30 protein-coding genes and 4 tRNA genes are annotated in these 26,279 nt (G+C 63.7%); 17 read left to right on the top strand and 17 right to left on the bottom strand.

The window, feature by feature from the left end; translation table 11 throughout:
* Positions 1 to 28: 28 nt before the first annotated feature.
* Positions 29 to 205: a DUF1328 domain-containing protein gene (locus GMST_RS06040; RefSeq protein ID WP_183353797.1), complete on the top strand. Its 177-nt coding sequence runs from the start codon at positions 29 to 31 to the stop codon at positions 203 to 205.
* A 106-nt stretch (positions 206 to 311) separates the two neighbouring features.
* Here GMST_RS06040 and GMST_RS06035 read toward each other — a convergent pair whose 3' ends face one another.
* The gene (locus tag GMST_RS06035) at positions 312 to 1,190 is read right to left on the bottom strand and encodes an ADP-polyphosphate phosphotransferase (protein ID WP_183353725.1); all 879 of its coding nucleotides are present in this window, start codon (positions 1,188 to 1,190) and stop codon (positions 312 to 314) included.
* A gap of 359 nt (positions 1,191 to 1,549) precedes the next feature.
* Between GMST_RS06035 and GMST_RS06030 the strand changes: the two genes are divergently transcribed.
* The 14 genes from GMST_RS06030 (at position 1,550) to GMST_RS05965 (ending at position 16,089) form a co-directional block, all read left to right on the top strand.
* Positions 1,550 to 4,456: a molybdopterin dinucleotide binding domain-containing protein gene (locus GMST_RS06030; protein ID WP_183353724.1), complete on the top strand. Its 2,907-nt coding sequence runs from the start codon at positions 1,550 to 1,552 to the stop codon at positions 4,454 to 4,456.
* A 104-nt stretch (positions 4,457 to 4,560) separates the two neighbouring features.
* Complete coding sequence (locus GMST_RS06025) at positions 4,561 to 6,435, top strand: quinol:electron acceptor oxidoreductase subunit ActD (RefSeq protein WP_183353723.1); 1,875 nt, start codon at positions 4,561 to 4,563, stop codon at positions 6,433 to 6,435.
* The gene (locus tag GMST_RS06020) at positions 6,422 to 7,495 is read left to right on the top strand and encodes a hypothetical protein (protein ID WP_183353722.1); all 1,074 of its coding nucleotides are present in this window, start codon (positions 6,422 to 6,424) and stop codon (positions 7,493 to 7,495) included. The genes GMST_RS06025 and GMST_RS06020 overlap by 14 nt, the downstream gene beginning before the upstream one ends.
* The gene (locus GMST_RS06015) at positions 7,492 to 8,049 is read left to right on the top strand and encodes a cytochrome c3 family protein (RefSeq protein ID WP_183353721.1); all 558 of its coding nucleotides are present in this window, start codon (positions 7,492 to 7,494) and stop codon (positions 8,047 to 8,049) included. The genes GMST_RS06020 and GMST_RS06015 overlap by 4 nt, the downstream gene beginning before the upstream one ends.
* Positions 8,050 to 8,074: 25 nt before the next feature.
* Complete coding sequence (locus tag GMST_RS06010) at positions 8,075 to 8,323, top strand: hypothetical protein (protein WP_183353720.1); 249 nt, start codon at positions 8,075 to 8,077, stop codon at positions 8,321 to 8,323.
* A gap of 45 nt (positions 8,324 to 8,368) precedes the next feature.
* A complete protein-coding gene (locus tag GMST_RS06005; protein ID WP_183353719.1) occupies positions 8,369 to 9,760 on the top strand; it encodes a cbb3-type cytochrome c oxidase subunit I in 1,392 nt (463 codons plus the stop codon).
* Entirely contained in the window at positions 9,757 to 10,755 is a 999-nt protein-coding gene (locus tag GMST_RS06000; RefSeq protein WP_183353718.1) for a cbb3-type cytochrome c oxidase subunit II, read from the top strand. The genes GMST_RS06005 and GMST_RS06000 overlap by 4 nt, the downstream gene beginning before the upstream one ends.
* Positions 10,756 to 10,917: 162 nt before the next feature.
* Entirely contained in the window at positions 10,918 to 11,124 is a 207-nt protein-coding gene (locus GMST_RS05995) for a hypothetical protein (protein WP_183353717.1), read from the top strand.
* A 2-nt stretch (positions 11,125 to 11,126) separates the two neighbouring features.
* Positions 11,127 to 11,405 (top strand): hypothetical protein, encoded by a 279-nt coding sequence (locus tag GMST_RS05990; protein ID WP_183353716.1) that lies wholly within the window; start codon positions 11,127 to 11,129, stop codon positions 11,403 to 11,405.
* An 8-nt stretch (positions 11,406 to 11,413) separates the two neighbouring features.
* Positions 11,414 to 11,707 (top strand): hypothetical protein, encoded by a 294-nt coding sequence (locus GMST_RS05985; RefSeq protein WP_183353715.1) that lies wholly within the window; start codon positions 11,414 to 11,416, stop codon positions 11,705 to 11,707.
* Positions 11,707 to 12,198, top strand: coding sequence for a c-type cytochrome (locus GMST_RS05980; RefSeq protein WP_183353714.1), 492 nt, complete (start codon positions 11,707 to 11,709; stop codon positions 12,196 to 12,198). The genes GMST_RS05985 and GMST_RS05980 overlap by 1 nt, the downstream gene beginning before the upstream one ends.
* Positions 12,195 to 12,956, top strand: coding sequence for a sulfite exporter TauE/SafE family protein (locus GMST_RS05975; protein ID WP_183353713.1), 762 nt, complete (start codon positions 12,195 to 12,197; stop codon positions 12,954 to 12,956). The genes GMST_RS05980 and GMST_RS05975 overlap by 4 nt, the downstream gene beginning before the upstream one ends.
* Positions 12,937 to 15,102, top strand: coding sequence for a heavy metal translocating P-type ATPase (locus GMST_RS05970; RefSeq protein ID WP_183353712.1), 2,166 nt, complete (start codon positions 12,937 to 12,939; stop codon positions 15,100 to 15,102). The genes GMST_RS05975 and GMST_RS05970 overlap by 20 nt, the downstream gene beginning before the upstream one ends.
* Positions 15,103 to 15,564: 462 nt before the next feature.
* On the top strand, positions 15,565 to 16,089 hold the full coding sequence (locus GMST_RS05965) for a DUF3750 domain-containing protein (RefSeq protein WP_246399197.1): 525 nt from the start codon (positions 15,565 to 15,567) through the stop codon (positions 16,087 to 16,089).
* Between the two features lie 28 nt (positions 16,090 to 16,117).
* Here the strand turns inward: GMST_RS05965 and GMST_RS05960 are convergent, their stop codons facing one another.
* The 9 genes from GMST_RS05960 to serS all read right to left on the bottom strand — a co-directional run bounded on the left by GMST_RS05960 (position 16,118) and on the right by serS (position 20,482).
* Entirely contained in the window at positions 16,118 to 16,567 is a 450-nt protein-coding gene (locus GMST_RS05960; protein ID WP_183353711.1) for a heme-binding domain-containing protein, read from the bottom strand.
* Between the two features lie 211 nt (positions 16,568 to 16,778).
* The gene (locus tag GMST_RS05955) at positions 16,779 to 17,570 is read right to left on the bottom strand and encodes a CHAP domain-containing protein (protein ID WP_183353710.1); all 792 of its coding nucleotides are present in this window, start codon (positions 17,568 to 17,570) and stop codon (positions 16,779 to 16,781) included.
* A 72-nt stretch (positions 17,571 to 17,642) separates the two neighbouring features.
* Positions 17,643 to 18,188, bottom strand: a complete 546-nt coding sequence (locus tag GMST_RS05950; RefSeq protein WP_183353709.1) for a hypothetical protein — start codon at positions 18,186 to 18,188, stop codon at positions 17,643 to 17,645.
* Positions 18,189 to 18,233: 45 nt separating this feature from the next.
* Positions 18,234 to 18,310 (bottom strand) — tRNA-Arg (locus GMST_RS05945).
* A 59-nt stretch (positions 18,311 to 18,369) separates the two neighbouring features.
* Positions 18,370 to 18,446 (bottom strand) — tRNA-Arg (locus GMST_RS05940).
* 8 nt (positions 18,447 to 18,454) lie between these two features.
* Positions 18,455 to 18,931, bottom strand: coding sequence for a DUF2155 domain-containing protein (locus GMST_RS05935; RefSeq protein WP_183353708.1), 477 nt, complete (start codon positions 18,929 to 18,931; stop codon positions 18,455 to 18,457).
* A 50-nt stretch (positions 18,932 to 18,981) separates the two neighbouring features.
* Positions 18,982 to 19,076 (bottom strand) — tRNA-Ser (locus GMST_RS05930).
* Between the two features lie 46 nt (positions 19,077 to 19,122).
* Positions 19,123 to 19,208, bottom strand: a tRNA-Ser gene (locus tag GMST_RS05925).
* Between the two features lie 5 nt (positions 19,209 to 19,213).
* Entirely contained in the window at positions 19,214 to 20,482 is a 1,269-nt protein-coding gene (gene serS / locus GMST_RS05920) for a serine--tRNA ligase (protein ID WP_183353707.1), read from the bottom strand.
* Positions 20,483 to 20,608: 126 nt separating this feature from the next.
* Here serS and thpR point away from each other — a divergent pair, with 126 nt between their 5' ends.
* Positions 20,609 to 21,148, top strand: coding sequence for an RNA 2',3'-cyclic phosphodiesterase (gene thpR, locus GMST_RS05915; protein WP_183353706.1), 540 nt, complete (start codon positions 20,609 to 20,611; stop codon positions 21,146 to 21,148).
* Between the two features lie 42 nt (positions 21,149 to 21,190).
* Here thpR and GMST_RS05910 read toward each other — a convergent pair whose 3' ends face one another.
* The 6 genes from GMST_RS05910 to GMST_RS05885 all read right to left on the bottom strand — a co-directional run bounded on the left by GMST_RS05910 (position 21,191) and on the right by GMST_RS05885 (position 25,058).
* The gene (locus GMST_RS05910) at positions 21,191 to 21,364 is read right to left on the bottom strand and encodes a hypothetical protein (protein ID WP_183353705.1); all 174 of its coding nucleotides are present in this window, start codon (positions 21,362 to 21,364) and stop codon (positions 21,191 to 21,193) included.
* Positions 21,365 to 21,617: 253 nt separating this feature from the next.
* Entirely contained in the window at positions 21,618 to 22,340 is a 723-nt protein-coding gene (locus GMST_RS05905; protein WP_183353704.1) for a DUF1847 domain-containing protein, read from the bottom strand.
* Between the two features lie 13 nt (positions 22,341 to 22,353).
* Entirely contained in the window at positions 22,354 to 22,665 is a 312-nt protein-coding gene (locus GMST_RS05900) for a DUF2288 domain-containing protein (protein WP_183353703.1), read from the bottom strand.
* Between the two features lie 19 nt (positions 22,666 to 22,684).
* Positions 22,685 to 23,338, bottom strand: a complete 654-nt coding sequence (locus GMST_RS05895) for a YceH family protein (protein WP_183353702.1) — start codon at positions 23,336 to 23,338, stop codon at positions 22,685 to 22,687.
* A 114-nt stretch (positions 23,339 to 23,452) separates the two neighbouring features.
* Complete coding sequence (locus GMST_RS05890) at positions 23,453 to 24,079, bottom strand: LysE family translocator (RefSeq protein ID WP_183353701.1); 627 nt, start codon at positions 24,077 to 24,079, stop codon at positions 23,453 to 23,455.
* Positions 24,080 to 24,200: 121 nt separating this feature from the next.
* Positions 24,201 to 25,058: a DMT family transporter gene (locus tag GMST_RS05885; protein WP_183353700.1), complete on the bottom strand. Its 858-nt coding sequence runs from the start codon at positions 25,056 to 25,058 to the stop codon at positions 24,201 to 24,203.
* Between the two features lie 288 nt (positions 25,059 to 25,346).
* Here GMST_RS05885 and GMST_RS05880 point away from each other — a divergent pair, with 288 nt between their 5' ends.
* A complete protein-coding gene (locus tag GMST_RS05880; RefSeq protein WP_183353699.1) occupies positions 25,347 to 25,808 on the top strand; it encodes a hypothetical protein in 462 nt (153 codons plus the stop codon).
* Positions 25,809 to 25,875: 67 nt separating this feature from the next.
* On the opposite strand, the gene GMST_RS05875 is transcribed toward GMST_RS05880, so the two are convergent.
* Positions 25,876 to 26,067, bottom strand: a complete 192-nt coding sequence (locus GMST_RS05875) for a MerR family transcriptional regulator (RefSeq protein ID WP_183353698.1) — start codon at positions 26,065 to 26,067, stop codon at positions 25,876 to 25,878.
* Positions 26,068 to 26,279: the final 212 nt, after the last annotated feature.

The raw sequence follows: 26,279 nt of genomic DNA, 5'->3' as shown, positions 1-26,279 counted from the left end.
CTCCGACGCTGAGTAGGAGGTGGTCGTGATGTTAAGATGGGCTCTGATATTCTTCATCGTGTCAATCGTCGCGGCGGTATTCGGTTTTGCCGGTGTTGCTTCCGCGGCAGCAGGCATCGCCAAAATCCTTTTCTACCTGTTCCTGGCCTGCGCTGTGATCATGCTGATCGTCGGGCTGTCGATCGGTCGAAACATCACCCGATAGCAGCGTTACAACTCGATTGCCCAGGAGGGCCACCTGCATAACGTGAAAAACTGAAAAGCGGCCACGAAGGCCGCTTTTTTTCGTTTCAGTAGTATTTCGTTCCGGCTCAATCCTTTTCCTCCTCCAGCTGCTGCCGTATCTCCTGCAGCTTTTTGCGCTGCTCCTCGGGAACTTCCGGGTACTTCATGTCCAGCCCCTTCAGCGTCTCAACGATGACCTGCGATATGATCAGCCGGGCGTTTTTCTTGTCGTCGGCCGGCACCACGTACCAGGGGGCATGTTTGCTGCTGGTCGCATTCAGGCACTTCTCGTAGGCCGCCTGGTACTCCTTCCAAAGGGCCCGCTCCTTCATGTCGTCCTCGCCGAATTTCCAATTCTTTTCCGGGTTGTCGATGCGCTCCAGGAAGCGCTTGCGCTGTTCCTCCTTGGACACGTGCAGGAAGAACTTGATGATCCTGGTGCCGTTTCGGTACAGGTGCCGCTCGAGGTCGTTGATCGACTGGTACCGGTAGGTCCAGATGTTCTTGCCGTCTTCGACCTCCTCGGGGAGGTTCTCCGCCGCGAGGATCTCCGGGTGTACCCGAACGATAAGCACCTCTTCGTAGTAGGAGCGGTTGAAGATGCCGATCCGCCCGCGCTGCGGCAGCACCCGGGCGGTCCGCCAGAGAAAGTCGTGGTCGAGCTCCTCGGGACTGGGATGCTTGAAGCTGTACACCTCGCACCCCTGCGGGTTGATCCCGGACATGACGTGCTTTATGGCGCTGTCCTTGCCGGCGGCGTCCATGGCCTGGAAGATCAGGAGCAGGGCATACCGGTTGTGGGCGTAGAGCAGGCTCTGCAGCTTGCTCATCTTGAGGATGTGCTCCTCCAGGAGCTCCTGGTAGTGCGGCTTCGAGTCGTAGACCGGCTTGATCTTGGTAGCCTGTTTTTTCAGCGTCACCTGATCGCCTTCACGCACCCTGAACTGATCCACATCAAGTTTCATGCTCCCCTCCCCCGCGCCTCGGACCCGGACCACCGCAAGATCTACCGACGCCCGGTACCGCTTCATTGGATTACCGCCCCGCCCCCGGAAAAGCTTCAACCGCTGTTGTAAAAAAAAGGCGCTGCAACGCGGAAAGCGTCTCGCTGCCCTTGGCAGAAGCCAGCTCTTATTTCTTCAACGTCTTCCGGCACTTAACGTTGCCCTACCTGCTAGTCTAGGCTACCGGGTAACGTTGTCAACCGCGCTTGGGCCAAAGATACCCCGTTCCTTGACAAAGAGATGCGCCTTGGTAAAACATCATTGGTGTTTTCTAATGATTTTGACAGTCAATCACGCACCGCGCACCGTCGAGGAATTCAATGCCCGACATCTCCAGACGCACCTTCTTGTGGCTCACCGGAGGCAGCAGCATCGCCATCGCCACCAACCCTCCGCGCAAGATGGTCATCAAGCTGATTCCGCACGTAACGCCGCTCGAGAACGTCCGTCCCGGCAGCTGGCAGCTCTACGCCACCACCTGCCGAGAATGTCCGGCCGGCTGCGGGATGCACGTCTGGCACCGCGACGGCAGGGTGACCAAGGCGGAAGGGAACCCGGAGCATCCGGTGAACCGCGGCGGACTCTGCCCCCGCGGTCAGGCCTCGCTGCAGGGGCTCTACGACCCGGACCGGATGCAGCGGGTCTTGTACCGCGAGAAGGGGCGGCCGGAGCAACAGCAAAGCTGGGAGGAGGCTTTCGCCGCCATTTCGGCCCGACTTGCGGCGGGGGGCCGGGTGGCGGTGCTCTCCAGCCTTCAGAGCGGTGCGCTCGCCGAGGTGCTGCACGGTTTTGCGGCAGCTTTCGGTTCCGACCGGGTCCTCTTCTACGAAGCCTTCAACCACGAGCCGGTCAAGGCCGCCCATCAGCAGCTCTTCGGCCGGCCAGTGGTCCCGACCTACCACCTCGAGCAGTGCGACCTCATCGTAAGCTTCGCCGCCGACTTCCTGGAGAGCTGGATCTCGCCGGTGACCTTCGCCCGCGCGCTTGCCGACGGGCGTACCTATCGCGGCGGCACCAGCTTAAGCCGGATGGTGTACGTGGGACCGCGCCTGTCGATGACCGCCGCCAACGCCGACCAGTACCTGCAGGTCCCGCCGGGGTGGGAGCGGGTTGTCGCCGCCACCATGCTGAAGATCATGCTGGACCAGGGGTGGGCGCGCCAGGATATCTCCTGGGCGCGCCCCGCCATCGAGGCCCTGGTAGCCGAGGCGGGACCGGTCCCCTGGATCCCCCAGGATACCCTGGTGCAACTGACCCGGGAGTTCTGTACCTCCCATGCCAGCGTCGCCCTCTCCGGGCCCCTGGCCGCCACTTCGCAGCTCGCCACCGATACCGCGCTCCTGGTTGCGCTGCTCAACTACGGCGCCGGCCGCATCGGCCAAACCGTCGACCTCTCCAGGCCCCACGCGCTCTCCGCCAGCGCCCGTGAAGCTGAGCTGGAACTCTTCTTCGCCTCGCTCGACCGCAACGACCTGCTCTTCATCTACGACACCAATCCCGCCTACAGCAGGTTCGGCGCCAAGGCGCAGCTCGCCAAGGCGGGACTCGTCGTCTACCTCGGCACCCAGGTGGACGAGACCGCGGAGCTCGCGCACTGGTTCCTGCCGGTTGACTACCCCCTGGAGGCCTGGGGCGACTACGAGCCGAACCCAGGGATCCACAGCCTGCTGCAGCCGACCCTGAGCCGGCTCTACGACACCCGGGCGCCCGGCGACATCTTCCTCGAGCTCGCCCGCCGGACCGGCAGGCCCCTTTCCCGCGCCGGTTCGGGGAACAGCGGCGCCAACTTCGCCACCTGGGTCAGAGAGCGCTTCAGCAGCCTGGTCGGCCACGACACCTGGGATGCAGCCCTGGCGGCCGGCGGCGACTGGAAGAGCGCCGCCGTGCCGAGCCACACTCCCGTACCCGTCGCCCGGCCGGCCGCCCTGAGCTTCGCCCCTCTGCCGCAGCGCAGCCGGAACGCGGACCAGGCGGAGCTCGTGCTCTGGTCCTCCATCATGCTCTATGACGGCAGGCTCGCCAACCGCGGCTGGCTCCAGGAAGCGCCGGATCCGCTTACCTTTTTCCTCTGGGGCAACTGGATCGACCTGCATCCCAAGCAGGCCGCGGCACTCGGGATTTCCGAGGGGGACCTGGTGGAGCTCTCCAGCGCCGCAGGAAAGCTGCGCGCGCCGGCGCGGGTGACCGCCGAGGTGAGCGAAGGGGCGGTGGCGGTCGCGATGGGACAGGGACACTGGGCGCTGGGCCGCAACGCACGCGGTATCGGCGCCAACGCCTTCGCCCTCACCGGTGGGCGTACCGACGGATCCCTCTTCGGCAGCTGCCGGATCCGCAAGGTCGCCTCCGCCTCACCGGAAACCCTGATACCCACGGCGCTCAGCCAGGATCAGCACCAGCGGGAGATCCTCAAGTGGGTACCGCTCAGCAAGCTTTCCGCGATGCAGCCCGGAGAGGGCGAGCCGCTCATCCTGCCGCTCCCCGAGGGGTATCGTCCCGACAAGGACATGTACCCCAAAAGGGAGTACACCACGCACCGCTGGGCCATGGTGATCGACCTGCAGCGCTGCATCGGGTGCGGCGCCTGTTCCGTAGCTTGCTACGCCGAAAACAACATTCCGGTGGTCGGCAGGCAGCGGGTTGCCGACGGGCGCGAGATGGCCTGGCTGCGCGTCGCGCCCTACCGCAAATCGGACCAGCCGGGGCGGGCGAGTTGGCTCCCCTTGCTGTGCCAGCACTGCGATGCCGCCCCCTGCGAGCCGGTCTGCCCGGTCTTTGCCGCCATGCACAACGAGGAGGGGCTAAACGCCCAGATCTACAACCGCTGCATCGGCACCCGCTACTGCTCGAACAACTGCCCCTACAAGGTGCGCCGCTTCAACTGGGTCAACATCCGCTGGCAGGCCCCGCTCGATCTGCAGCTGAACCCCGAGGTCACGGTAAGAAGCCGCGGCGTCATGGAGAAGTGCACCTTCTGCGTGCAGCGCATCCGCCTGGCCGAGTACCAGGCCCAGCGCGAAGGGAGAAAAATCAAGGACGGGGAGATCCAGCCTGCCTGCGCCCAGTCCTGCCCGGCCAGGGTGTTCACCTTCGGCGACCTCTTGGATCCCGATGCCCGGGTCACCCTGCTCACCCGCCTCGACCCGCGCCGCTACCACCTGCTGGAGGACCTGAACACCAAGCCGGCGGTCACCTTCCTGCGCCGGATCGAGAACGACGTCAAAGGGTAATCCGGGAGGCGGGTAGCAACAAGAAGAGCAGCACCTTGCATGTTTTCGCTCGCTCTGCGGGCAGGGTAGGTAAAGGAGATTGCAGTTTTTCTCAAGGGGGAGCGGTGTCCGACCTCAGTTACCGTGCCATCAACGACGACGTCCTCAACGCGATGGGGAGGCCCCGGGCCTCCTTCTACTTCGCGCTCGCCTTCCTGGGTGCCCTCATCGGCTGGGCCGCCCTCTGCTGGACCTACCAGACCCAGCTCGGCATGGGGGTCACCGGCCTGAACCGCCCGGTCGGCTGGGCGGTCTACATCACCAACTTCGTCTTCTGGGTCGGTATCGCCCACTCGGGAACCCTCATCTCCGCCATCCTCTACCTCTTGCGCGCCAACTGGCGCGACGCCGTCTCCCGCTCCGCCGAGGCCATGACCATCTTCGCGGTCATGACCGCCGGCCTCTTCCCGCTCATCCACCTGGGACGCCTCTGGGTCTTCTACTACATCATCCCCTACCCTTCGCAGCGCGAGATCTGGCCCAACTTCGTAAGCCCCCTGGTCTGGGACGTCTGCGCCGTCGGCACCTACTTCACGGTGAGCCTCATCTTCTGGAGTGTCGGGATGATCCCGGACCTGGCGGCGGCCCGCGACCGCTACGAATCCGAGCTGGGGCCGGAGCACTTCAAGACCCGGTTCTACCGTGCGCTCTCCCTCGGCTGGTCCGGGGCCGGCAGCCAGTGGCACCACTACGGGCGCTCCTACCTCTTCTTCGCCGCGCTGGCCACCCCGCTGGTGGTCTCGGTGCACTCGGTGGTCTCCTGGGACTTCGCCATGAGCCTCCTGCCCGGCTGGCACAGCGCCATCTTCCCCCCCTACTTCGTCGCGGGGGCGATCCATTCCGGGCTCGCCATGGTGCTCACCCTGCTCATCCCGATGCGCAAGCTTTTGAACCTGGAGCGCCTCATCCAGATGTACCACTTCGAGATGCTCGCGAAGACCCTCATCCTCACCGGCTCCATCGTCGGCTACTCCTACGGGGTCGAGGCCTTCATCTCCTGGTACTCGGGGGACATCTTCGAGTGGCAGTTCTTCAAGTGGCGCGTCGGGGGGCCGGCCGCCTGGCTCTACTGGCTCTGCGTGGTCTGCAACGTCCTGGTTCCCGCGCTCTTCGTCATCCCCAAGATGCGCCGCACCATCGCCTCGCTCTTCGTCATCTCGCTGCTGGTCAACGTCGGGATGTGGAGCGAGCGCCTGATGCTCATCTTCACCTCGCTCGCCCACGACTTCCTGCCGCACAACTGGGGGCACTACTGGCCCACCTGGGTCGAGGCGAGCATCACCCTGGGCTCCTTCGGGTTCTTTTTCTTCTTCTTTGTCTGCTTCACCAAGGGGCTCCCCACGGTCCCCTTGAGCGAATTGAAGGAGAAGGTGGCCGACGAGGAGATCACCTCCACCGGCAGCTGCGACACCCGCGTCAAGGCGAGTGTGGATCCCGGCAAACCGAGTGTCCTCGCCATCTTCTCCAATGCCGGGAGGCTCCTCGAGGCGGCCAAGGTCGCCTGCGATGCCGGATTCCAGCAGATGGAGACCTTCTCGCCGGTGAAGCTGGAGAAACTCCCGGCGGTGCTCAAGCAGCCCAAGAGCCCGGTGCGCCTGATCACGCTCATCGGGGCGGTCTCCGGTCTCATCGGCGGCTTCTGGCTCGCGGGGGGGACCGCCAACGTCAACAACCTCATCGTGGGGGGGAAACCGCCCATTTCCTTCATCCCCTTTTGCGTGATCGCCTTCGAGGGGACCATCCTGATCGGCAGCCTCGCCAACCTCTTCGGGCTCATCGTCCTGGCGCGCCTGTACCGCCGCCGGACGGTAGCGTACTACGACCCCAGGTTCAGCAGGGACAAGTTCGGTCTCTTGGTGGGGTGCGAACCGGGACAGGAGAGCCGACTCAGGGAACTCCTGAAGCCGACCGACGCGGAGGAGATCCATGTCCACCAGTGACGCGGGAAGCGCACGTTTTTCGGTCTGGACCCTGGTCTGGCTGCTGCTCGCGGTGGGTGGGTCGCTCGCCTGGCTTTTGGTGCTGCAGGCCGGCGACCACAGCCGGGCCTGGCGCTCGCTGCTGGTCAACTTCCTCTATTTCAGCTCGCTCTCCGGAGGGCTCGTCGTCTGGCCGGCGCTGGTCAGGTCCTGCAACGGAACCTGGCACCTGACGCTCGAGCGCTGCGCCTTCGCCGCCATCGGCTTCGCACTCCCCTCCCTGGCCGCCCTGGTGCTGCTCTGGGTCGGGAGCGCCGACTGGGCGCCGTGGTATGGCGTCAGGCTGCACCAGGGGGCCTGGCTCGACAACAACCTGCTCTTCGGCCGGGACCTGGGGGCGACGCTCCTGTTCTGGCTCGTGGCCTTCTGGTACCTGCGCCGGCGCGGCACCCCCGCAGGCCGGGTGCTCGCCCCGGTGCTGCTGCTCGTCTACTGCCTGGTCTTCTCCCTCATCGGCTTCGACCTGGTCATGGCGCTCGACCCGGAGTGGGTCACCAACCTGGCCGGCGGCTACTTCTTCATGTCCGGGCTCTACATCGCCATCACCGGCTGGGCCCTTCTGGCCACCCGTGAGCCCGAGGCGACCCCGGACCAGCTGCAGGACCTCGGGAAGCTGATCGTCGCCTTCAGCATGATGACCACCTACCTCATGTTCGCGCACCTGCTCCCCTTCTGGTACGAGAACCTGCCGCACGAGGTCCGCTTCCTGGTGCCGCGCATGAACTACCGCCCCTGGCAGGGGGTGAGCTTCTTCCTGGTCGGGCTGGTCTACTTCGGGCCGCTGGTGCTGCTCCTCACCATCTCCGCCAAGCGGAGCCGAGCCGCCCTGGGGTGGATCTCGCTAACCCTCCTGGTCGGGCTCTGGATCGAGCGCTGGTGGCTGGTGGCTCCGACCTTCGACGCCGGCTTGCGGCTCGGCGTGAGCGAACTCTCCCTGGCGGCGGGATTCCTGGGGATGCTGGGGCTCGGCATGCAGCAGTACAGCCGCAGGGCCGCGCAGCAGCCAGGAGAGCCACAATGAGACCGCGCGACGATGCAGCAGAGACAAATAAAGGGAGAGCCCGCGGCCCCCTCTGGCCCACGCTCGCCGCACTGGCTGTGATACTGCTCGCCTTCGTTGCGGTGCTCGTGCTCTTCAACCTCCCCTACCCGGCGGGGTTGGGGCCGCGCCAGCCCATTCCCTTCAGCCACCGGGTCCACGCGCACACCAAAAGGATCAGCTGCCTCATGTGCCACACCGAGGTGGCGCGCTCCTCGCGGGCCGGGATCCCGCCGCTTGAGACCTGTCTCTTGTGCCACCAGCGCATCATCAGGACCTTTCCCTACATCGAGAAGCTGCGCCAGTACTTCCGGGAGAACCGGCCGGTGGTCTGGCAGCGGGTCAACTGGGTCCCCGAGTTCGTCTACTTCACCCACTCGATGCACATCCGGCGCGGTATCGACTGCAGCATCTGCCACGGAGACGTGGAGCGGATGGACCGGGTGGTGACGGCGCACAAGTTCGAGATGGGTTTCTGCATCGGCTGCCACAAGAGGAACAAGGCGACCCACGACTGTTTCACCTGCCACAGGTGACGGTGCTCACGGAAGGAGACGGCATATGAAGAGATATCTGTTCACAGCAGCACTCATCGGCGTGTCGGTTGCCCTCGGCTGCACCAGCACCGCGACCCGGAACCTGCAGCAGGAGTCGGCCCAGGCGATCGGCGCGGGGTGGACGCCGGACCAGGTCAAGGTCTCAGACGTGAAACGCAACGGAACCTCGCTCAGCTGGACCGCCAAGACTCCCGGCGGCAAGTACAGCTGCTCTTCCGACGATCCCGCGTGCGGCGTGGTCTGCACCAAGTAACCAGACGTAGGGAACCCGGCGCCGAAAGCTCCCTTTGGAGACCGCATGTTCAGCTTCGTAAAAAAACCGCAAAGTGCCGCACTCGCCTTTCTGATCGCCGGAGCCGTCTGGTTCGTGGTGGGGGCGCTCTACGGGATGGTCTCGGCCATCCACCTGGTCGCGCCGGAGTTCTTCTCCAACATCCCCTTCCTCGTCTTCGGGCGCGAGCGCCCCATCCACGTCAACACCATGCTCTACGGCTTCACCGGCACCATGCTCACCGGCTGCGGTCTCTACTACCTCCCGGCCCTCTTGCGGACCCGGCTCTATTCCGAACCGCTGGCCTGGCTCAGCTTTCTCTTCTGGAACCTTACCGTGGCCAGCGGGCCGCTCGGGTTCTCCTTCGCCTATACCCAGGGGCGCGAGTACAACGAGTACATCTGGATCGCCGACATCTCCCTCATCCTCGCGGTGGTGCTCCTGATCTACAACCTGATCATGACCATCGTCCAGCGCACCGAGCAGCAGCTCTACGTCTCGGTCTGGTACTTCGTGGCCTCCTTTCTCTGGACCGCAGGGAACTACCCGATCTCCAACGTGGTCTGGCATCCCTCGACCGGCGCCATGCCGGGGCTCATCGACTCGATCTTCCTCTGGTTCTGGGGGCACAACCTCCCGGGCCTGTTGATCACCCCGCTGGCGACCGGCGCCGCCTACTTCGTCATCCCGCGCATCACCAGGACGCCGCTCAACTCGCATACCCTGTCGCTGGCCGGTTTCTGGTTCCTGGTCGCCCTCTACACCCACATCGGCGGGCACCACGTGCTGCAGTCCCCGATCCCCAACTGGCTGAAGACCGTCTCGGTGGTCGATTCCATCGCCATGGTCGTCCCCGTCTCCATCGTCGTGTTGAACCTCTGGATGACGGCGCGGCAGGAGGGGAGGCGGGTCTGGGGGGATCCGGCGGGCCGGCTGGTCATGGGGGGGATCGTCTGGTACCTGATCACCTGCATCCAGGGCCCCCTGCAGTCGCTCCCCTACCTGCAGCGGGTCACCCACTTCAACAACTGGACCGTCGGGCACGCGCACATCGCCATGCTCGGCTTCGGCGGCTACATCGCGCTCGGCGCCATGTGGCACATCCTGCCGCTGGTGAGCGGGCGCGAGATCTATTCGCAGCGCCTGGTCAGCCTGCAGTTCGGCCTGATCACCTTCGGGCTGACCGCGTTCTTCCTGGTGCTCACCACGGCAGGCCTCATCCAGGGGAGCGCCTGGAACAACGGTGAGACCGTGTACCGCGTGCTCCCCGAGATCGCCCCTTTCATGATCTCCCGCGCCGCTTCCGGGATCTTCATCCTGACCGGTTCGCTCATCGGCCTCTACAACCTGTACCTGACCCTGCGCCAGGGGCGTGAGCTGCAGCCGGTCGAGCTGCTGCGGGCGGAGGATGCCTCATGAAGATGACCCCTGCCCTGCTCATCATCGGTGCGCTCCTGGTCTTCTGGGCGTCCGCCTTCATCATCGTCGGGATCCCTGCACTCACCATGAAGGAGACCCCCTCCGAGATCTGGCGGCCGATGACCGCGGAGGAAGAGGCGGGGCACAAGCTCTACGTGCGTAATGGCTGCAGCTACTGCCACTCGCTCTTCATCCGGATCAACGACTGGGATATCGGCGCCGAGCGGATCGCCAAGAGTGGCGACTACGTCGGGCAGGAACCGGCGATCCTGGGGAGCGAGCGCACCGGTCCGGACCTCTCCCAGGAAGGGGGCGAGCACCCCGACGACTGGCACCTCGCGCACTTCGTCAATCCCCGCTTCACGAGCCCGATTTCGCTGATGCCCTCCTGGGAGTTCCTGGGCCCGGTGGAGATCCGCCAGCTCACCGCTTACGTCCAGGCCCTGGGGCTCAAGGCGGCCGATGCGCGCGTGGCGCGGCAACAGCACTGGAAGGCGCCGGCAGTCGCGGCCTATGCCGGCGGTCTCGACGCGAACGTCGAGTGGCTGCACAGCCAGGTCCCCGAGGTCTGGCGCCGCATGCCGAACCCCTACCCGGCGACCGAGGCCTCCCTGCAGCGCGGCAAGAGGATCTACCAGGAGTTCTGCATCAACTGCCACGGGCCGGTGGGAGACGGCAAAGGTCCGGCCTTTCGCTACATGAACCCGCCGCCGCTCAATTTCACCACGCTGCGCCGGCACCTGGTGGAGAACCGCTACATCGGCGGGATCTTCTACTACCAGATCATGAACGGCATCACCGGCACCGGGATGCCCTACTTCAAGAAGCACCTCGAGTCGGAGAAGATCTGGGATCTTGCCAACTACCTGGGCGTGAGCTTCGTGGGGTACACCGACGCGAACATCGAGCCGCGCGGCATCGACGCCTCCTACGAGGAACCGTGGCAAAACCGCTATCCGCAGCCGGGACAGGAAGGGGCGGTGACGGGGAAATAGGCGGGTCGGCCGGGCTCCCAGCTTCCGAGGCATAGCACTAACGCCAAGTGCCGAAGCCTAGGGATCCCCCCTCCCGCAAGGGGCGGGGGAGCGTTGTGAGAGCGGGAATAGCCGAAGGATGGGAAGGCGTTGAGGGTGTAAGAAATTGGCGGAGGATCGTGTATGGATAGTCCTTGGGAGGGAACAGCCTTTCTCTTCATGTGGCTCGGCTTTCTGGTGCTGATGCTGCTCTGCATCGCCAGTTTCTTTGTCTGGGCGATCCACCGGAACCAGTTCGCCGACCAGGACCGGGCGCGCTACCTCCCCCTGATGAGCGCTATTCCGCCTGCCGAACCGGATGGGGACCCGGCGCCTCACGGGAGAACCTGACCATGACCTTCAACCTGTACGTGCTGCAGAACCAGTGGATCGTGGCCACGCTTTTGGCCGGGATCGCGCTCATGCTCCTGTTCTGCCTCACCTATTCTGCCATGTGGCGCCCGAAGGAAGAGGAGAAAAAGGCCGAGGAAATCGAGGTCAAGGGCGCTGGCTCCTTCCTGCGTGCCTTCATCGCCGTCGTCCCCTGGGCCATCATCCTGGTGTCGCTGGCCAGCGCCGCCTACACCATCACGTCCCTGGTCCTGCGCTCTCTGATGCCCCCCAACTGGTGAGGTGACCCATGCCCGGAACCAAATGGTACGCCGAAGATCACGAAATGCCGCCTCCCTGGAGCTGGGTGGTTATCCTGCTGTTCAGCGCCTCCATCATGGGGTTCGGGTGGCTGGTGTACTGCATCGTCCCTGACGGCGGCCGCCAGTGGGACTTCGGGCAGCTCCCCGACACCCCCGCCGAATCGATCTTCTCGACCGAAGAGCCGCGCGTTCCGGAAACCCCGCGGCGCCAACTGCCGCGGCTTCCCGAAGCGCAGCCGCTGCCTGCCAATCCGCAGCACTCCGGCGGGGGAGCCTCGTGATGAAAAAGCTTATCCCCCTGTTACTGCTCCCCCCCCTTCTGGTGGCCGGGCTCATGTTCTTCGTGCTCTACGAGGGCCCCCGCATGCGCTCGCAGCACCATATCCGGGAATTCCAGATGAACCTGCCGAGCGTCCCGGCCGGCACCCAGCCGGCACTTTTCGTGGACCGGCTCCCCACCCCCGCGGAGACGGCCCGCCTCACGAACCCGCTGCCGGCTACTGCCGACAACCTGGACCGCGCCCGGGTCTACTACACCTACTACTGCGTCTTCTGCCACGGCGACAGCGGTGCCGGTGACGGCCCGGTCGGGCAGAGCTACATCCCCCGCCCCGCGGACCTGCGCAACACCCACACCGCCTCGTTGCGCGACGGCGAGGTGCTGCGCGCCATGCTGACCGGTATCGGCCACGAGCCGGTGCTGCAGCACGTGGTACCTCCCGAGCATCGCTGGTACCTGGCACTCCTGGTGCGCTCCCTGGCTCGACCATGACCGACACGCTCTCCCAGCACCTCCTGATCGGCCTGGTCGGCGGCCTTGCCGGGTTCGCCCACTGTCTCGGCATGTGCGGCCCCTTCCTGCTGCAGCTCTCCGCGCCGGACCAGCAGCGCAGCTACCGGCCGCTCTTCTGGTTACTCGGCAAGCTGTTCAGCTACCTGTTCCTCGGAGCCGCCGCCGGTTTTGCCGGATTTTTCCTGGTCGCCTTCCACCCCGAGCTCTCCCTGCTGCAGCGCCTGCTCGGCTACCTGACCGGTGCGGCGTTCCTGGCTGCCGGGTTGCACCTGCTCGGCCTCAAGCCGGGGTGTCAGCCCCACGGCGGGTTGCTGCACGAGATCTTCAGCAGCGTCGCCGGGAAATTCCTGGTCACCCCCGGCCCCACCGGCGCGCTCTTGCTCGGGGTCTGTTCCGGCTTTCTCCCCTGCCCCATCGTTCTTGCCTTTCTCGCCTACGCCCTGCACTCGGGCTCGGTAACGGTCGGGATGGCGACCCTGGGCGGGCTGGGGCTCGGCACCTCGCTGCCGCTCGTTTTGCTGGGGGGACTCGCCCGCGGCCCCGTCCTGCGCCGCCTGTGGCGCCCCAAGACCGGCGCAGTCTTGCTGGTTCTCCTGGGGATCATGACGCTTTTGCGCGGCAGCACCATCTTCCACCACCTGTTCGGCTGCACCACTTCCCAAAGCGCACCTCACGCTCCGGCCCTTCCAGAGTCGGACTGCTGCCCGAAGGATCCTCATGTACAGCACGGCAACTAGTACCCTCCCCGGCACCTGCGCACACTGCGGGCTCCCGGTTCCCTCCCAGCTTGCCCGCGGCGCCGCTTCCCTCTACTGCTGCTCGGCCTGCCGGCTGGTGGCGCGCATCGTTGGTACCGAGCGGGGTGAGCAGAACTGGCACCTCCTGCGGCTGGGTCTCGGCTCACTGCTCGCCATGAACGTCATGATGATCTCGCTGCTTCTCTACACCGACAGCGTGGCGCCGCACCTGGTTTTTACCTTTCGCCTGATCCTTTTGAGCCTGGCGACCCCTGCGCTGGCCATCCTGCTCCCCCCGTTTCTGGCAGGCGCACGACGCGAACTCGCCGGCCGCAGGTTGAGCCTCGACGCCCTGATCGCCCTCGGCTCCTTAAGCGCCTACACCGTGAGCGCCCTCGCCGTAGTGCACGGTTCCGGCGAGGTCTATTTCGATACCGCCACCATGCTTCCGGTCCTGGTGACCGCCGGAAAACTCCTGGAATCCACCGCCAAGGCCAAGGCTTCCGATCTCTTGAACAGCATGCTGACCCTGCTCCCGGCCAACGCCCTGAGGGTCTCCTGGAACTCGGTCGCCGAAGTCCCCACTGATTCGCTCGAACCCGGCGATGTGATCCGGGTCCGCCCGGGGGAACGAATCGCGGTTGATGGCAAGATCGTCGAGGGGATGAGCACCATAGAGGAGGCCGCCTTCACCGGCGAGTTCCTGCCGCGGGTCTGCCGCCCCGGCGAATCGGTCATCGCCGGTACGGTGAACGGTATCGGCACCCTGCTGGTGCAGGCGGAGCGGACCGGCAACGACCTGCTCTTGCGCGGGATCGTCTCCCAGATCCAGGACGCCTGGTCGCGGCCCAGCCGGGCCCAACGGCTCGCCGAGCGCATCGCCGCCTGGTTCACTCCTGCGATACTGGCCGTGGCGTTTTCATCCCTGCTTGGCTGGCAGCTCGCCGGATACCCCTCGCGCGGCCTGCTGAGCGCCCTGTCGGTGCTGGTGGTCGCCTGCCCCTGCACCGTAGGTATCGCCACGCCGCTCGCCACCGCACTCGCCATGGCACGCGCCGCACGCGCCGGCATCGTGGTTCGCGGCGGGGCCGTCCTGGAGCGCCTCGCCGGCGTGAACCTCTTCTTCTTCGACAAGACGGGTACGCTCACCGCTGGAGAGCCAGTGCTGCGCGAGGTGCGGGTCCTTTCGGCCGATCTGGATGAGGGGGAGATCCTGGCGAGGGTTGCGGGGTTGGAGACGGCAAGCGAGCACCTGCTGGCCCGGGCCCTGGTCCGGGAGGCTCGGGCGCGTGACCTCGCCCCCGCTGCGGCCAGCTTCGTCGAGGTCGTTCCGGGGTGCGGCCTGAGCGGGCTCACCACCTGGCAGCAGGTAGTGAAGCGGGTCACGGTTGGAAGCCCCGCCTTTCTGGTCCCCGGCACCGCAGAGGCCCGTGCCTCCTCCCTCCCCGATGCGGCCAGCGTGGCCGACGTTGCCTTCGATGCGCTCTTGGTCGCACGCCTGGTCTTCGAAGATGCCGTGCGTCCGGGTGCCGGCACCTGTCTGGCCGGCCTACGCACTCTCGGCATACCCGCCGCTCTCCTTTCCGGTGACCGCGCCCCGGCTGCCGCAGCGCTGGCCGCCGAACTCGACATCGACCGCGTCCAGGCGCCGTGCACCCCGACCCAGAAGATCGCAGAACTGCGCAAGGAGGCGGCTTCGGGGCGGACGGTCGCCATGGTGGGGGACGGGGTAAACGACGCGCCTGCCCTGGCGGCGGCGGACGTCGGCATCGCCTTCGGCTCGGGGACCGATCTCGCTCGTCAGGCGGGAAACGTGGTGATCCTTTCCGACCGCCTCGAACAGGTTCCCTGGCTGGTCCAGCTGAGCAGGGCCACCGGCCGGATCATCCGGCAGAACCTGGCCTGGAGTTTTCTGTACAACACGCTGGCGATCGCGGCCGCGGTCGCCGGACTGCTGCACCCGCTGCTGGCCGCCCTCGCCATGGTGCTTTCCAGCCTCACCGTGCTCGGCAACTCCCTGCGCATCAGCCGGTTCCCGGACCAGGTAGACGGTTTCCCCGCAGTACCTCCCCAAGCGGTCCCTCCCTCACGCCCCTTGGATCCCCCACCTCGTAGTGTTGACTCCTCTTCCGCAAAGGTTGCATAATCATTGAGTTCGCTCGGAATTTTCCGGGAAGCGCGATCTCTAACCGGCACGTGTGCTTTCAAATCCCCCCTTTGGAAAGGTTGGAGAATTCCGGCTCGTGCAAAAGCTAGCTCTACCGCACCGCTGGTGGCCTACGTCCTCCCATTTGTGAAGGGGAGACAGAGGGGATTTTGAACTCTTCCCGGTTTGATGGCTAAGGCGTAAGGGGCAAAGCAAGAGTGAATACCTCTGCCCCCTTTTCCAAAGGCTCATCTGGGATTTTCGGGAAAGGCGTCCAATTGGGTCCCCTCTCCCCTTGCGGGAGAGGGTCAGGGTGAGGAGGAAGGCGCCATCTCATGGCATATGGCAGCTTCACCCACCCGTCAAGGGAGGGGGTAGGCGGTCTTCTCGAAATTGTCAGAAGAACCTTTCCAACGGGGGGCACCTGACATCAGTGAGCACAACTCTTCGGAGGAACCACGCGTGAGACAACTAACCCTAGGATTTCTTATCCTCTTTCTCTCCGGCTGTGCCGCCAAGGACTGGCGCACGGCGAGCCGCGAACCGGCCGGCATCGCACCGGACCCCAAGGTAACCCGCGAGGCGGTGCTGCAGGTGTACGGCGCCCCGACCTGGGGGTGGCGCGGCTGGTTCGCCATCCATACCTGGGTGTCGGCTAAACATACCGGGGAGTCCCACTATACGGTGTACGAGGTGATCGGCTGGCGATTGTATGGCGGGCTTCCGCTGGTGCGGATCGAAAAGGATGCTCCGGATCGTTACTGGTTCGGTGAGAGGCCGCGGCTTTTGGTCGAACACCGCGGCGCAGGTGTGGATGAGATGATCGATGCGGTCGACAAGGCCGCCCGCTCCTACCCGTGGTCCGAGACTTACAAGGCGTTCCCGGGCCCCAACAGCAATACCTTTACCGCCTGGATCGCCAGGCAGGTACCGCAACTCAAGCTTTCCCTCCCCTTCTCGGCCATCGGCAGCGGCTACCGCCCATAGCCTCGCGCCGGTGGGCGGCCAACACTGCTCACCGGCCGGTGGCGGTCTTGCCCAACCCCTTGATGAGTTGCTGCCGCTCGCTCTCGCTGAGCCGCGCGTCCGGATGCGCCATGCGGTAGGGGAGCGGCGGCATCTCGCCGCCGGAGATCTCTTCGCGCATCTTGTCCGCACGCTCGGCCTCCCGGGCGCCGTTACGCCAGTCCGAGAAGTTCAACTCGTTGCGTCCCCGCTCGACATCCCACTGGACCAGCCAGGATAGCGGCGCGAACTTCGAGTAACGCGGGCGGACCGTCTCATGGCTGTGGCAATCGAAGCAGGCGCGCTTGGCGAGGGCCCGGGTCTCGGCGCTGTCCCAGATCGGCTCGCTGATGACCGGCGGGTTCCCCAGGCTTTTCCCGTAGGGAACCACCTGGATCAGGAAAAGGAGTGCGATAACTGGCAGGACCACCACCAGGACGTTGTTGGTCAGTTTCGACATCCCTCGCTACCTCCTTCGGGTCCGTCACAGGATTAGTGAAACACAGCACATTACTTCATTAGAATTAAGCACGACCTAATATACATCGCTATCCCCCTCGCGTCAAGCGAAGGGTGTTTTCTCTGCGCCGTGTTCCCAAGCAGGCACGAAAAAGGCCTCGATGTATCGAGGCCTGATCCTGCAGCTCTATTTCTCTACCCTCCGGCACCGGTTAGCCGGTGTAGTCGATGAACCCTTTGTTGATGTCTCCGATCTTGCGGACCAGGCGGTACACACCGCCCCCCTCGCGGGTCTTGCTGGCGTCGGTGTTCCCCTCGATGGTGGTGACGACTCCCCCGGTCACCTTCTCGACCAGGCCGGTATGCCCCATCCCCGAGCCGTGGTCCATGATGAAAACCATGCCCGACTCCACCAACGCGGGGTTCTCCTGCGCCGCATCAGCCGTGATAGACCTGGTCCCCTTCTTCCTCGCCTCTTCCCAATGGTTGAGGCACCCGGCGGTCCGTACCATCGGATTCGTGCGCCCCATGGCTTTGGCTCCCTGCTCGAAGCACCAGTAGACGAACGCACAGCACCACGAACTCCCCATCGGCGCACCGGTACTTGCTACATAGCGGTCCACTTCCGGCCCGCGGTTGGAGTTCTTGGGTTTCTCCCGCACCTTCTTGGCCTCCTCGTCTGCCGCCACCTGCAGCACCTTGGCCAGCAGCGGGTCGCGCGGGGTCGTGGAGGCGTTGACCGTATCGTCCCCGAAGAGCGCACCCCAGGTATTCGGGCCGAGCTCCCCGTCCTGGCGCAGCAGCATCCCTTCGGCATCCACGTGGCGCGACTGGTAGAACCGGATCGCCGACTCCATTTTCGGCCCGAAGTTACCGTCCTTAGGGTCGAGCATGAGCTCTGGCTGGTCCATGAAGCCAAGCGCCTCATTGAGCTTCGTCTTGATCGCTCTCACCAACTGGGCGTCCTTTTCTCCCTTCCTGATGATCCTTCCCGGATAGCGCATAGACAGGCTCCTTTCCCACGAGTTCGCTGTATCATCCACTCAGGCTTAGAGGATATTAAACCACGCCGGAAGTCAAACACCCCGGATTTGTGTCGAACGCCTCATCAGGACAGGAACCTCAGATAGTAACGGGCCAGCCTTGTGACACAAAAAAGGACTCTTGGCAGGATCCTTTTCGAGATCGGTGGCGGTGCGCCCCTTTACATCCAGGGGACTGCCGAGCTTTTTTTCAAATATGGCCGCAACGCAGCAAAACAGAGGCCGCAACGTGTTCTTCAAGACACCCCCGTGCAATTTTGTAGGGAGACGATTGCGCGCGGTTATCCTTAATTGTTTTTCGGCATAGCAAAATTGCGCGAGGTAGCTCCCCAAAAAAAGTGGCGCGGCATGATCGTTTTTTGGAGCTCCAAAATGCAAATGTAGGACTAGATGATTGCATTTTGCCGTTCCGGCATCGTTGTTTTTGGCCGTGGCAAAAAAGAAAAGCTCCCTGCATCTCAGTTTTTTGCGGTTTCCAAACCCTGCACCAGACAGCAATGTAGCCAGTGGTCGCTCCAGGAAAAAAAACGGGCAGCCGCGTTGTTTTCGCCGGTGCCCGAAAGATTCCTGCTGGTCCAAAAAAAGTAAAGCGGCTCCTCCAACATGTGGAGAAGCCGCTTTAGATGGCGCGCCCGGAGCGATTCGAACGCCCGGCCCCAAGATTCGTAGTCTTGTGCTCTATCCAGCTGAGCTACGGGCGCAAACTTTGTGCTGCGTGAAACATTCGAGGTGACCTTGCTGCCGGTACCCTCTTTTTTGGTGGCGCGCTCGGAGAGATTCGAACTCCCGACCTACGGATTCGTAGTCCGTTGCTCTATCCAGCTGAGCTACGAGCGCAAGCTGTATCAATGTGCCGGTACGTAATCGACCAGCGTGAAACCGTACTGCGGGTGCTGAAAGGCGTGGGTCGTCGGGTACAGCGTGAACAGCCAGCCTTTGAAGATCTCTTTTTTACCCTCGTGAATCACCAGCTGGGCGGCCGGATTCTTTAACTCGTTGGAGATCGAGGTCAGCGTGGTTCCTTCCATCACGAAGTTCGGGAGGAAGTTCTCAACGGTAAGGGTGAGATCCGAGTCTGGCAACTTGAAATCCTTACCCAGTTCCAGCTCGTACACATTCTGCTGCTTGGCGTTCTTGTCGGCGACCGCTACTTTGACCGCCTTCCACTTACCCTTGACGCTGTCCGGTACGACTACCACTGAGGAAGCTCGTGCCGGCTGTTGCTGCGCTACTTTTGACGACTTCCGCTCTTTCTCGTTACACCCTGCGATTGCAACCGTAGCGACCAGAGACAAAACCAGCAGTTTCATCAATCGCGTCAAAAAGACCTCCACAGCTGCCCTGCCTGCACCTGAACTTCCCGGTGCAAAAGTGGCGGAGAGTGAGGGATTCGAACCCTCGATACCGGTTTTAGCCAGTATACTCGCTTAGCAGGCGAGCGCCTTCGACCTACTCGGCCAACTCTCCGTTCTACCTACCAACTGCGGTACTGCATCCAACAAGATGTTCTAAATGGCGGAGGAAGTAGGATTCGAACCCACGGAACTTTCGTTCAACGGTTTTCAAGACCGCCGCCTTCAACCACTCGGCCATTCCTCCAATCGTCAGCTGATCCTCTCGAGCCCACCCATATACGGTCTGAGCGCCTCGGGAATGAGCACCGAACCATCGGCCTGCTGGTAGTTTTCCAGCACCGCCACTACGGTTCGCCCGACTGCGAGGCCTGAGCCGTTCAGCGTATGCACAAATTCCGGCTTTGCCTTTTCTTCCTGCCTGAAGCGGATCCCCGCTCTACGGGCCTGGAAATCTTCGAAATTGCTGCACGAGGAGATCTCGCGATAGCAGTTCTGCCCCGGCAGCCAGACTTCGATGTCGAAGGTCTTGGCGGCCGAAAAGCCGATGTCGCCGGTGCAAAGCTCAACCACTCGATAGGGGATCTTGAGCCGGCGCAGCACCTCCTCGGCATTGCCGAGCAGCTGCTGGAGCTGGTTGTAGGAGTCCGCGGGGTGCGCGAACTTGACCAGCTCGACCTTGTTGAACTGATGCTGCCTGATAAGGCCGCGGGTATCCTTGCCGTAGGAACCGGCTTCCTTGCGGAAGCAGGGGGTGTAGGCACAGTAGTTGATCGGAAGATCCGATCCCTTCAGTATCTCGCCACGGTGGATGTTGGTAACCGGTACTTCAGCCGTGGGGATGAGAAAAAAATCGACCCCCTCCATGTGGAAGAGATCTTCCTCGAACTTCGGCAACTGACCGGTCCCGGTCATGCTTTCCCTGTTTACCATAAACGGAGGAAGCATTTCAATATAATTGTGCTCGTCGGTGTGCAGATCGAGCATGAAGTTAATGAGGGCCCGCTCCAGCTTGGCACCGGCGCCGCGGTACAGGGTAAAACGTGCTCCGGTGATCTTCGCGCCGCGCTCGAAGTCAAGGATGTTCAGGCTTTCGCCGATTTCCCAGTGCGGTTTGGCCTCGAAGCCGAGCGCCGCCGGCTCACCCCAGGTGCGCACCACGACGTTGTCTTCCTCGGATTTGCCAACCGGAGTGCTCTCGTTCGGGATGTTGGGCACCGTCAAGAGGAAGGTCTGCAGTTCCTCTTCCACGACCTTGAGCGATTCGTCGATTCCCTTGATCTTCTGGGAGACCTCACGCATCTCGGCCATGCGCTCCTGGCCCTGGCTTTTATCTTTGAGACGACTGATTTCTTCAGTCACCTTGTTGCGCAGTGCTTTGAGCGTCTCGCTCTGCTGCAGAAGCTCGCGCCGGCGCCCATCCAGTTCCTTGAACAGGGCAATGTCGACGCCCTCGCCCCTGGTTTTCAGCCGCGCCTCTACACTCTCCAGATTTTCCCGTAGGTATCTCGCGTCAAGCATGGGTAACGCCTTTACATTCGATTTACCAAAGTTAAACTTTCTAGCATTCCGAGGAACGTTAGTCAATGCTTTTTCTTCGATTTTCGCATCAGGACCTGCAAAATTTCATACAGAAGGGACCTTTTTATGCCGAGACTCTTCATCGCCATCGACATTCCCGACGCCATCAGGGAGGATCTGAGCCGTTTCAGCGCGGACGTCCCCGAGGCACGCTGGGTCCCACCGGACCAGAACCACCTGACCCTGCGCTTTATCGGCGACGTCCAGCCGCCGACGGTCTCCGCCCTAAAAACTGCCCTCTCCGGGCTGAGCTTCGCGCCCTTTCAGCTGGAACTGCGTGGCGTCGGCCACTTCCCGCCGGGGAAGCGCCCGCCCCGGGTACTCTGGGTCGGCATCGGAGAGAATGCTCAGTTGCTCCGACTGCAGCAAGCGGTCGAGTCGGCGGTGCAGCAGGCCGGCATCGCCCCCGAAGAGCGCCCCTTCTCCCCCCACCTCACCCTCGCCCGCCTGAAAGAGCCGCACGGCGCCGCCGTCTCAGCCTTCGAGCAGCGCCACCGCGATCTCGCCTACCCCCCCTTCGAGGTTAAGCAGGCCATCCTCTTTTCCAGCGTGCTGACGCCCAAAGGGGCCATCCACCGTAAAGAACTCGTCGTGCCCGCAGCTTAAGGAGAGTCCCCTGCGCAGGGAGGAGAGCTTGCGCCTAGTGGATCAGGACCAGCCGCCGGAGCCGAGGTGCAGCTTCCCCGCGGCATTGGCGAAGCCGTTGCCCAGCGCCAAGCGCAGCACGCAGGAGACAACCACGACGCCCGTAAAAACCACCGTCAGAACCGCCAGTAACGAGAAACCACGGATAGTGTTCCACACCGCGCTGATCATGTTCAAGCCCCCCACCTTTCTGCCTCGCCGGCTGCTCGATTCCCACTGGAGACCCGCTGTCTCTTTGCGTAACAGTAGTATCGGTAACAGGCCGCGAATCTGAAGCGTTTTCGGGGAAGTTTTTGCGGCTGAATCGAGCCCCGCCAAAAGGGTGCTGCGGCCGCAAAAAAGCCCGCACATCCGGAAGGATGGCGGGCTGTCGTGTCGCTGCAAAATCGGTCAGCACTACCGGGTGTACCTTATCCGCAGTGGGAACGGATCACTCCACGACCAGCTGCTGCTTCTGGAGCCGTTTATAGTAGAAATTCTGACCGTAGAGCACCGCGATCGGGTTGTGGCCGGTGACCCGGTCCTTGACCACCAGGGTGGTGACCGGCGCCTTGGAGTGCTTGTTGAAGAGCATGTCGTGCCCGACGCACAGCCCCAGGATCACGTTCATGTCGGTCTCGAGCGCGTTGCAGATCTCCGCCTGGGCGATCGGGTTGCAGGCCGGCTCGAAGGTCCCGGGGCGCACCTTGTCCTCCTCCTTGAGCCCCAGCTCCAGCTTTTCGATGCTCCCGGCCTTGCAGCAGACACTCAAGGGGGTAAGCCCCTGCGCACGCAGGATGGCGCTCAGGCGCTCGCACTCGTCGAGAAGCCCGATGCAGGTGGCGATGCCGATCTTCTGGTACCCCATGAGCTTCGCGAAGGCGATGGTGTCCTCCACCCGGGTCCAGCGCGCGTTCACCGCGTCGCTTCCCGGCATGCGCTGGTAGCAGAGCCCTTCGACCCGGGCGGCCACGAAGGCGATGCGGGCATCCTCTCCCTCCCCCTTCATGAGCGCCATCGCCTCGTCGACCGTGGCGGCGTGGGTGGTACTCGGGCAGTTGCCCGGCTTGGGGGGCGCCTGGGCGGGATCGCCGCTCCAGCAGTTGGTGGTGCCGCTTTTCTGGATCACGGCACTGCAGCGCGAACAGGATACTGCGGGGTTCTCCTCTCCCATGAAACCTCCTTGACTAGGCCTTTTCTTCCGGCACTTCTTGCACCAGAACGAAAGGCGACACGATCAGGCAGTTGAAGACTTTCATCGTCTGGGCATCCCAGCCCGCGACCTGCTCGGCGCTCGGCTTCCCCACCAGCCCCCCCGCGATCCAGCGCTCGAGGAGCTTCACCTCGTCCCCCGCCACGGCGACACCCACCTCGGTTAGATCCAGCATGCGATCCACCAGGATCACCCCGCCGCGCTCCAGGTGCGCCCGCAGGCTGAACCAGTCGGTAACATCGATCTTTGCGGCCAGTTCCAGCCGCGACTCCCGGTGTTCAGTCACTCAATCCTCCCCACCAAATCTATTCAAAGGTCCTGCGGAATTCGGCGAGCATCTGGCGCAGGTCGTCGACCTCCTGACGCAGCGCGGCCACCTCTTCCTCGAGTTTCTCAAGCTGAGCGCCGTCGGCGCCCCTGCCGCGCGCGCCCCCCTCGCCGGCCGCCTCCAGGGCGGCGAGATCCGGCTCGCCGGCGAAGAGCTGGCAGAAGCGGGACTCCTTGCGCCCGGGCTGGCGCGGCAGCCGCGTCACGATGGGCGGCGTGCGGTTCATGAGCTCCTCCAGCGTCGCCTCTACCTCGGCCAGGTCGGCGAAGGGGTGCATCCGCTCGCAGCGCGTCCGCAGCTCGCCCACGGTCTGCGGACCGCGCACCAAAAGCTCGCAGATAAGCGCGAGCTCGGCAGGAGAGAGGCGGAACTTCTCCACCAGGGCGTGGCGGTACTTGGAGACCCGGCCGCCGGCCCCGGAGAGGAGCGCGTACTGCTTGAACCTCAGGGAATCGAGGGCCTGGACCACCTCCGCCTCGGCGAGACTGGTCACCGGGTCGCGGTTCGACTTCTGGTTGCAGGCGTTGACCAGCGCGTTGAGCGAGAGCGGATAGTACTCCGGGGTGGTGAGCTCTTTCTCGATGAGCGAACCGAGCACCCGAACCTCCGTGGGGTTGAGAACGACGTCCATGAAGCCCCTCCGTTGTCAGTAAAGTTAAAAAGCCTGCCGAGCACGCGCCAGCCGGCCGGTACCTTCCCGACACCCAGCCGGGGAGTGAGACAGCGGAAGCGGTGCGTCTTTCGGTCAGACCAGCCCCATCCGGACCCCGAGGCTGACGAAGATCGACCCGGCGACCCGGTTCACCCGGCGACCGGAGTTCTCGTTCCTGGTGAAGTACCCGGAAAGCCGGGAGCTCCCCAAGACCAGGATCCCCTCCCAGACCAGCGAGAAGAGCACCAGGATGGCGCCCAGAAGCAGGAAGGTCGCGAACTTGTTGGGTGCGCGGTGGTCGATGAACTGCGGCAGGAAGGCGAGAAAAAACAGGGCGACCTTCGGGTTGAGGACATCGACCAGGATCCCCTGGAAGAAGATCCGGCAACCGCTGACCGGTGCCGCCGGCTCGTTGTCGGTGGGGAGCGGACCGCTTTTGTCGAAGAAGGTCTTGACCCCGAGGTAGATGAGGTAGACGGCACCGGCGTACTTAACGGCGCTGAAGGCGTGCGCCGAGGCGGAGAGGACCGCGGAGAGTCCCAGGGCCGCGGCGAAGGTGTGCACCAAGGCGCCGGTGCAAAGCCCCCAGGAGGAGAGCAGCCCGGCGCGGCGCCCCTGCGCGATGCTGCGGGTAACCAGATAGATGGTGTCCGGCCCGGGCATGACGTTGAGCGCCACGCAGGAGACCAGGAACAGCGGGAGATTGACGATTCCTTCCATTAGAGTAGTTCCTCGAAAAAGGCGCCCACGTTGGTGCGCCTGCTGGATGGAGCGTGCCGCAGGTGGCAAAAAGCGCGGTTCGCTCATCGGTGCGTGTTTAGGGTGGTTCTTTTGCTGCCGATTACTTCTTTCTGCTGTTCACCAGGTAGATGCCGCTTAAGACCAGGAGACCGCCCACGGTCTGCGACCATCCCAGGGTCTCCCCCAGGATCGGGATGGAGAGGAGCGCCGTCACCACGGCCTGTCCCAGGAGCGAGACCGAGACCGCCGAGGCCTTCAGGTGCCCCAGCGCGTAGTTGATGGCGAGCCAGCCGACCAGGTGCGAGAGGAGCGCGAGCCCGGTGAGGGCCCACCAGGTCCTGGCGCTGAAGCCGGTGAGCGGCACCCCGAGGGCCAGGTTTACCACCCACAGGAGCGCCGCCCCGGCAACCACCGACACCGTCATGAAGGTCAGGGTGTCGTTGGCGACCCGCGCCTTCTGGGTGGTGAGGAGGTAGGCCGCGTAGAACATGCTGGCGGCGATGCTCAGGAGGTCGCCATGGTTGAACTGCAGCTGCCGGATCCCCACGGCCCCCACGATGAGCGTCATCCCGACCAGGGAGAGGGTGAGCCCGAACCAGAAGCGCGGTGCCAGGCGCTCGCGGAAGAAGAAGAGCGCGCCCAGGCCGACCCAGATCGGGGCGTTGTTGGCCAAAAGGGTCGCGGTCGCAGCCGAGGTGAGCAGCAAGCCGGAGTTCCAGAAGACCAGGTCCGCGGCAAAGAGCGCGCCGCCGGCCGCCATGAGCCCCAGGTCGTGACGCGCCGGCATCGGTTTTCTGGCCACCGCCCAGGCGACCAACAGCGGGGGAGCCGCCAGCGCCAGCCGGTAGAAGGCCGAAACGGTGCCGGGGAGTGCGGCAATCTTTACGAACAACGCCGAACAGCCTATGCAAAGGATGCCCAAGACCAGTGCGGCGTAGGCGAGGCGGGTCTGTTTCATGCGGGGTTCCGCCCTTTTGTCGAGGCAACCCGATCACGTTACCCGATTCGCTGTCGGCGATCAACGCAAAACCCGCCCGGCGGTTGCGCCACTTCGGGAGTACCGAGGCACAACATCCTGGTTTCGCTTGTGAAAGCCCGTCCCAGCGCCAGGGGACCCCGGTCTTTCGCGCCGTGCAGCGAACCGGCCGAAACCGGAGCGTCTTTTTATTGTATACCAGCGTTACATTTGTTATGGTGACGCCGCTTGCTGTGCGGAGCACACCACAACCACCCGGAGGGAGCTGCGATGGCGGACACCACAAGATACCAGAAGATCGGCAAAACCATCAAGATATTCGCGGTGGCCCAGGTTGCCCTCGTCCTGATGCTCGGCTACATGGCGGTACAGTTCCAGGCAAAGTTCCAGGCCATCGGCATGCCGGGGAGGTTCATGAACGGCGTGGTGGCGAGCTTCGTGATCCAGATGCTGCTCTTCTACCCGATCTACCGCTTTGCCGCGAAGGAAGCCGAGCGCGACCTGACCCTGAGCACCAGCAACCTGAGCAGTGAGGAACTCAAGGCCGTCACCAAGAAGAAGCGGATGGGAGACATCGTGAAGGCGTCGGTGTTCTTCTTCTTCGGGATGTTCATCCTGCAGGCCCCGAACACCCCGATCGTCCTGTGTGTCTTGTACTTCAGCTTCGTGCTCACCGTGTTGAGCTACCTGCAGTGCTACAACTTCGCGGCGAAGAAACTGATGCGCCAGTAAAGGCGGGAAAAGCCTGGCTGCCACGTTCCGGATGCCGTGCCGCCGCAAGGGGCGGGAAGTGCGGCGTCTACCGGATCGAGGAGCGGTCCCTGATCTGGACGATTCGCTCTTCGGGAAGCCCCAGCCACTCCAGGAAACTCTGGTGCCCGCTGGGGTTTTCGCGTTCGAAAAGGGAGTGCCAATGCCCCTGGGCGTCGTCATCCAGGCCTACGGCACGAAACCGGGCCGTCCACTCTTCCGCGTTGATCCTCTTCTCCATGACCGCCTCCTTGTGTCAACCGCATGACATTGTTCCATAACCGTGCGACAACTGTAAAGGGCAAGCTGGTATGCCCGGGTTGCTGCCGCGGGAGCACTCCTGCGTGCCGGCGCGGTTTTTTGGCACTGAACACGATTTTTCTGGACTAACCGGCTCGCTCGCACGTACATTCAGCGAAGAGAACCAGACTCACTACACCAAAGAGAAGGACG

Origin of the sequence: Geomonas silvestris, from assembly GCF_014193515.1 — a bacterium.
GTDB classification, from domain to species: Bacteria; Desulfobacterota; Desulfuromonadia; order Geobacterales; family Geobacteraceae; genus Geomonas; species Geomonas silvestris.
This window is presented reverse-complemented; position numbering and strand designations above follow the sequence as displayed.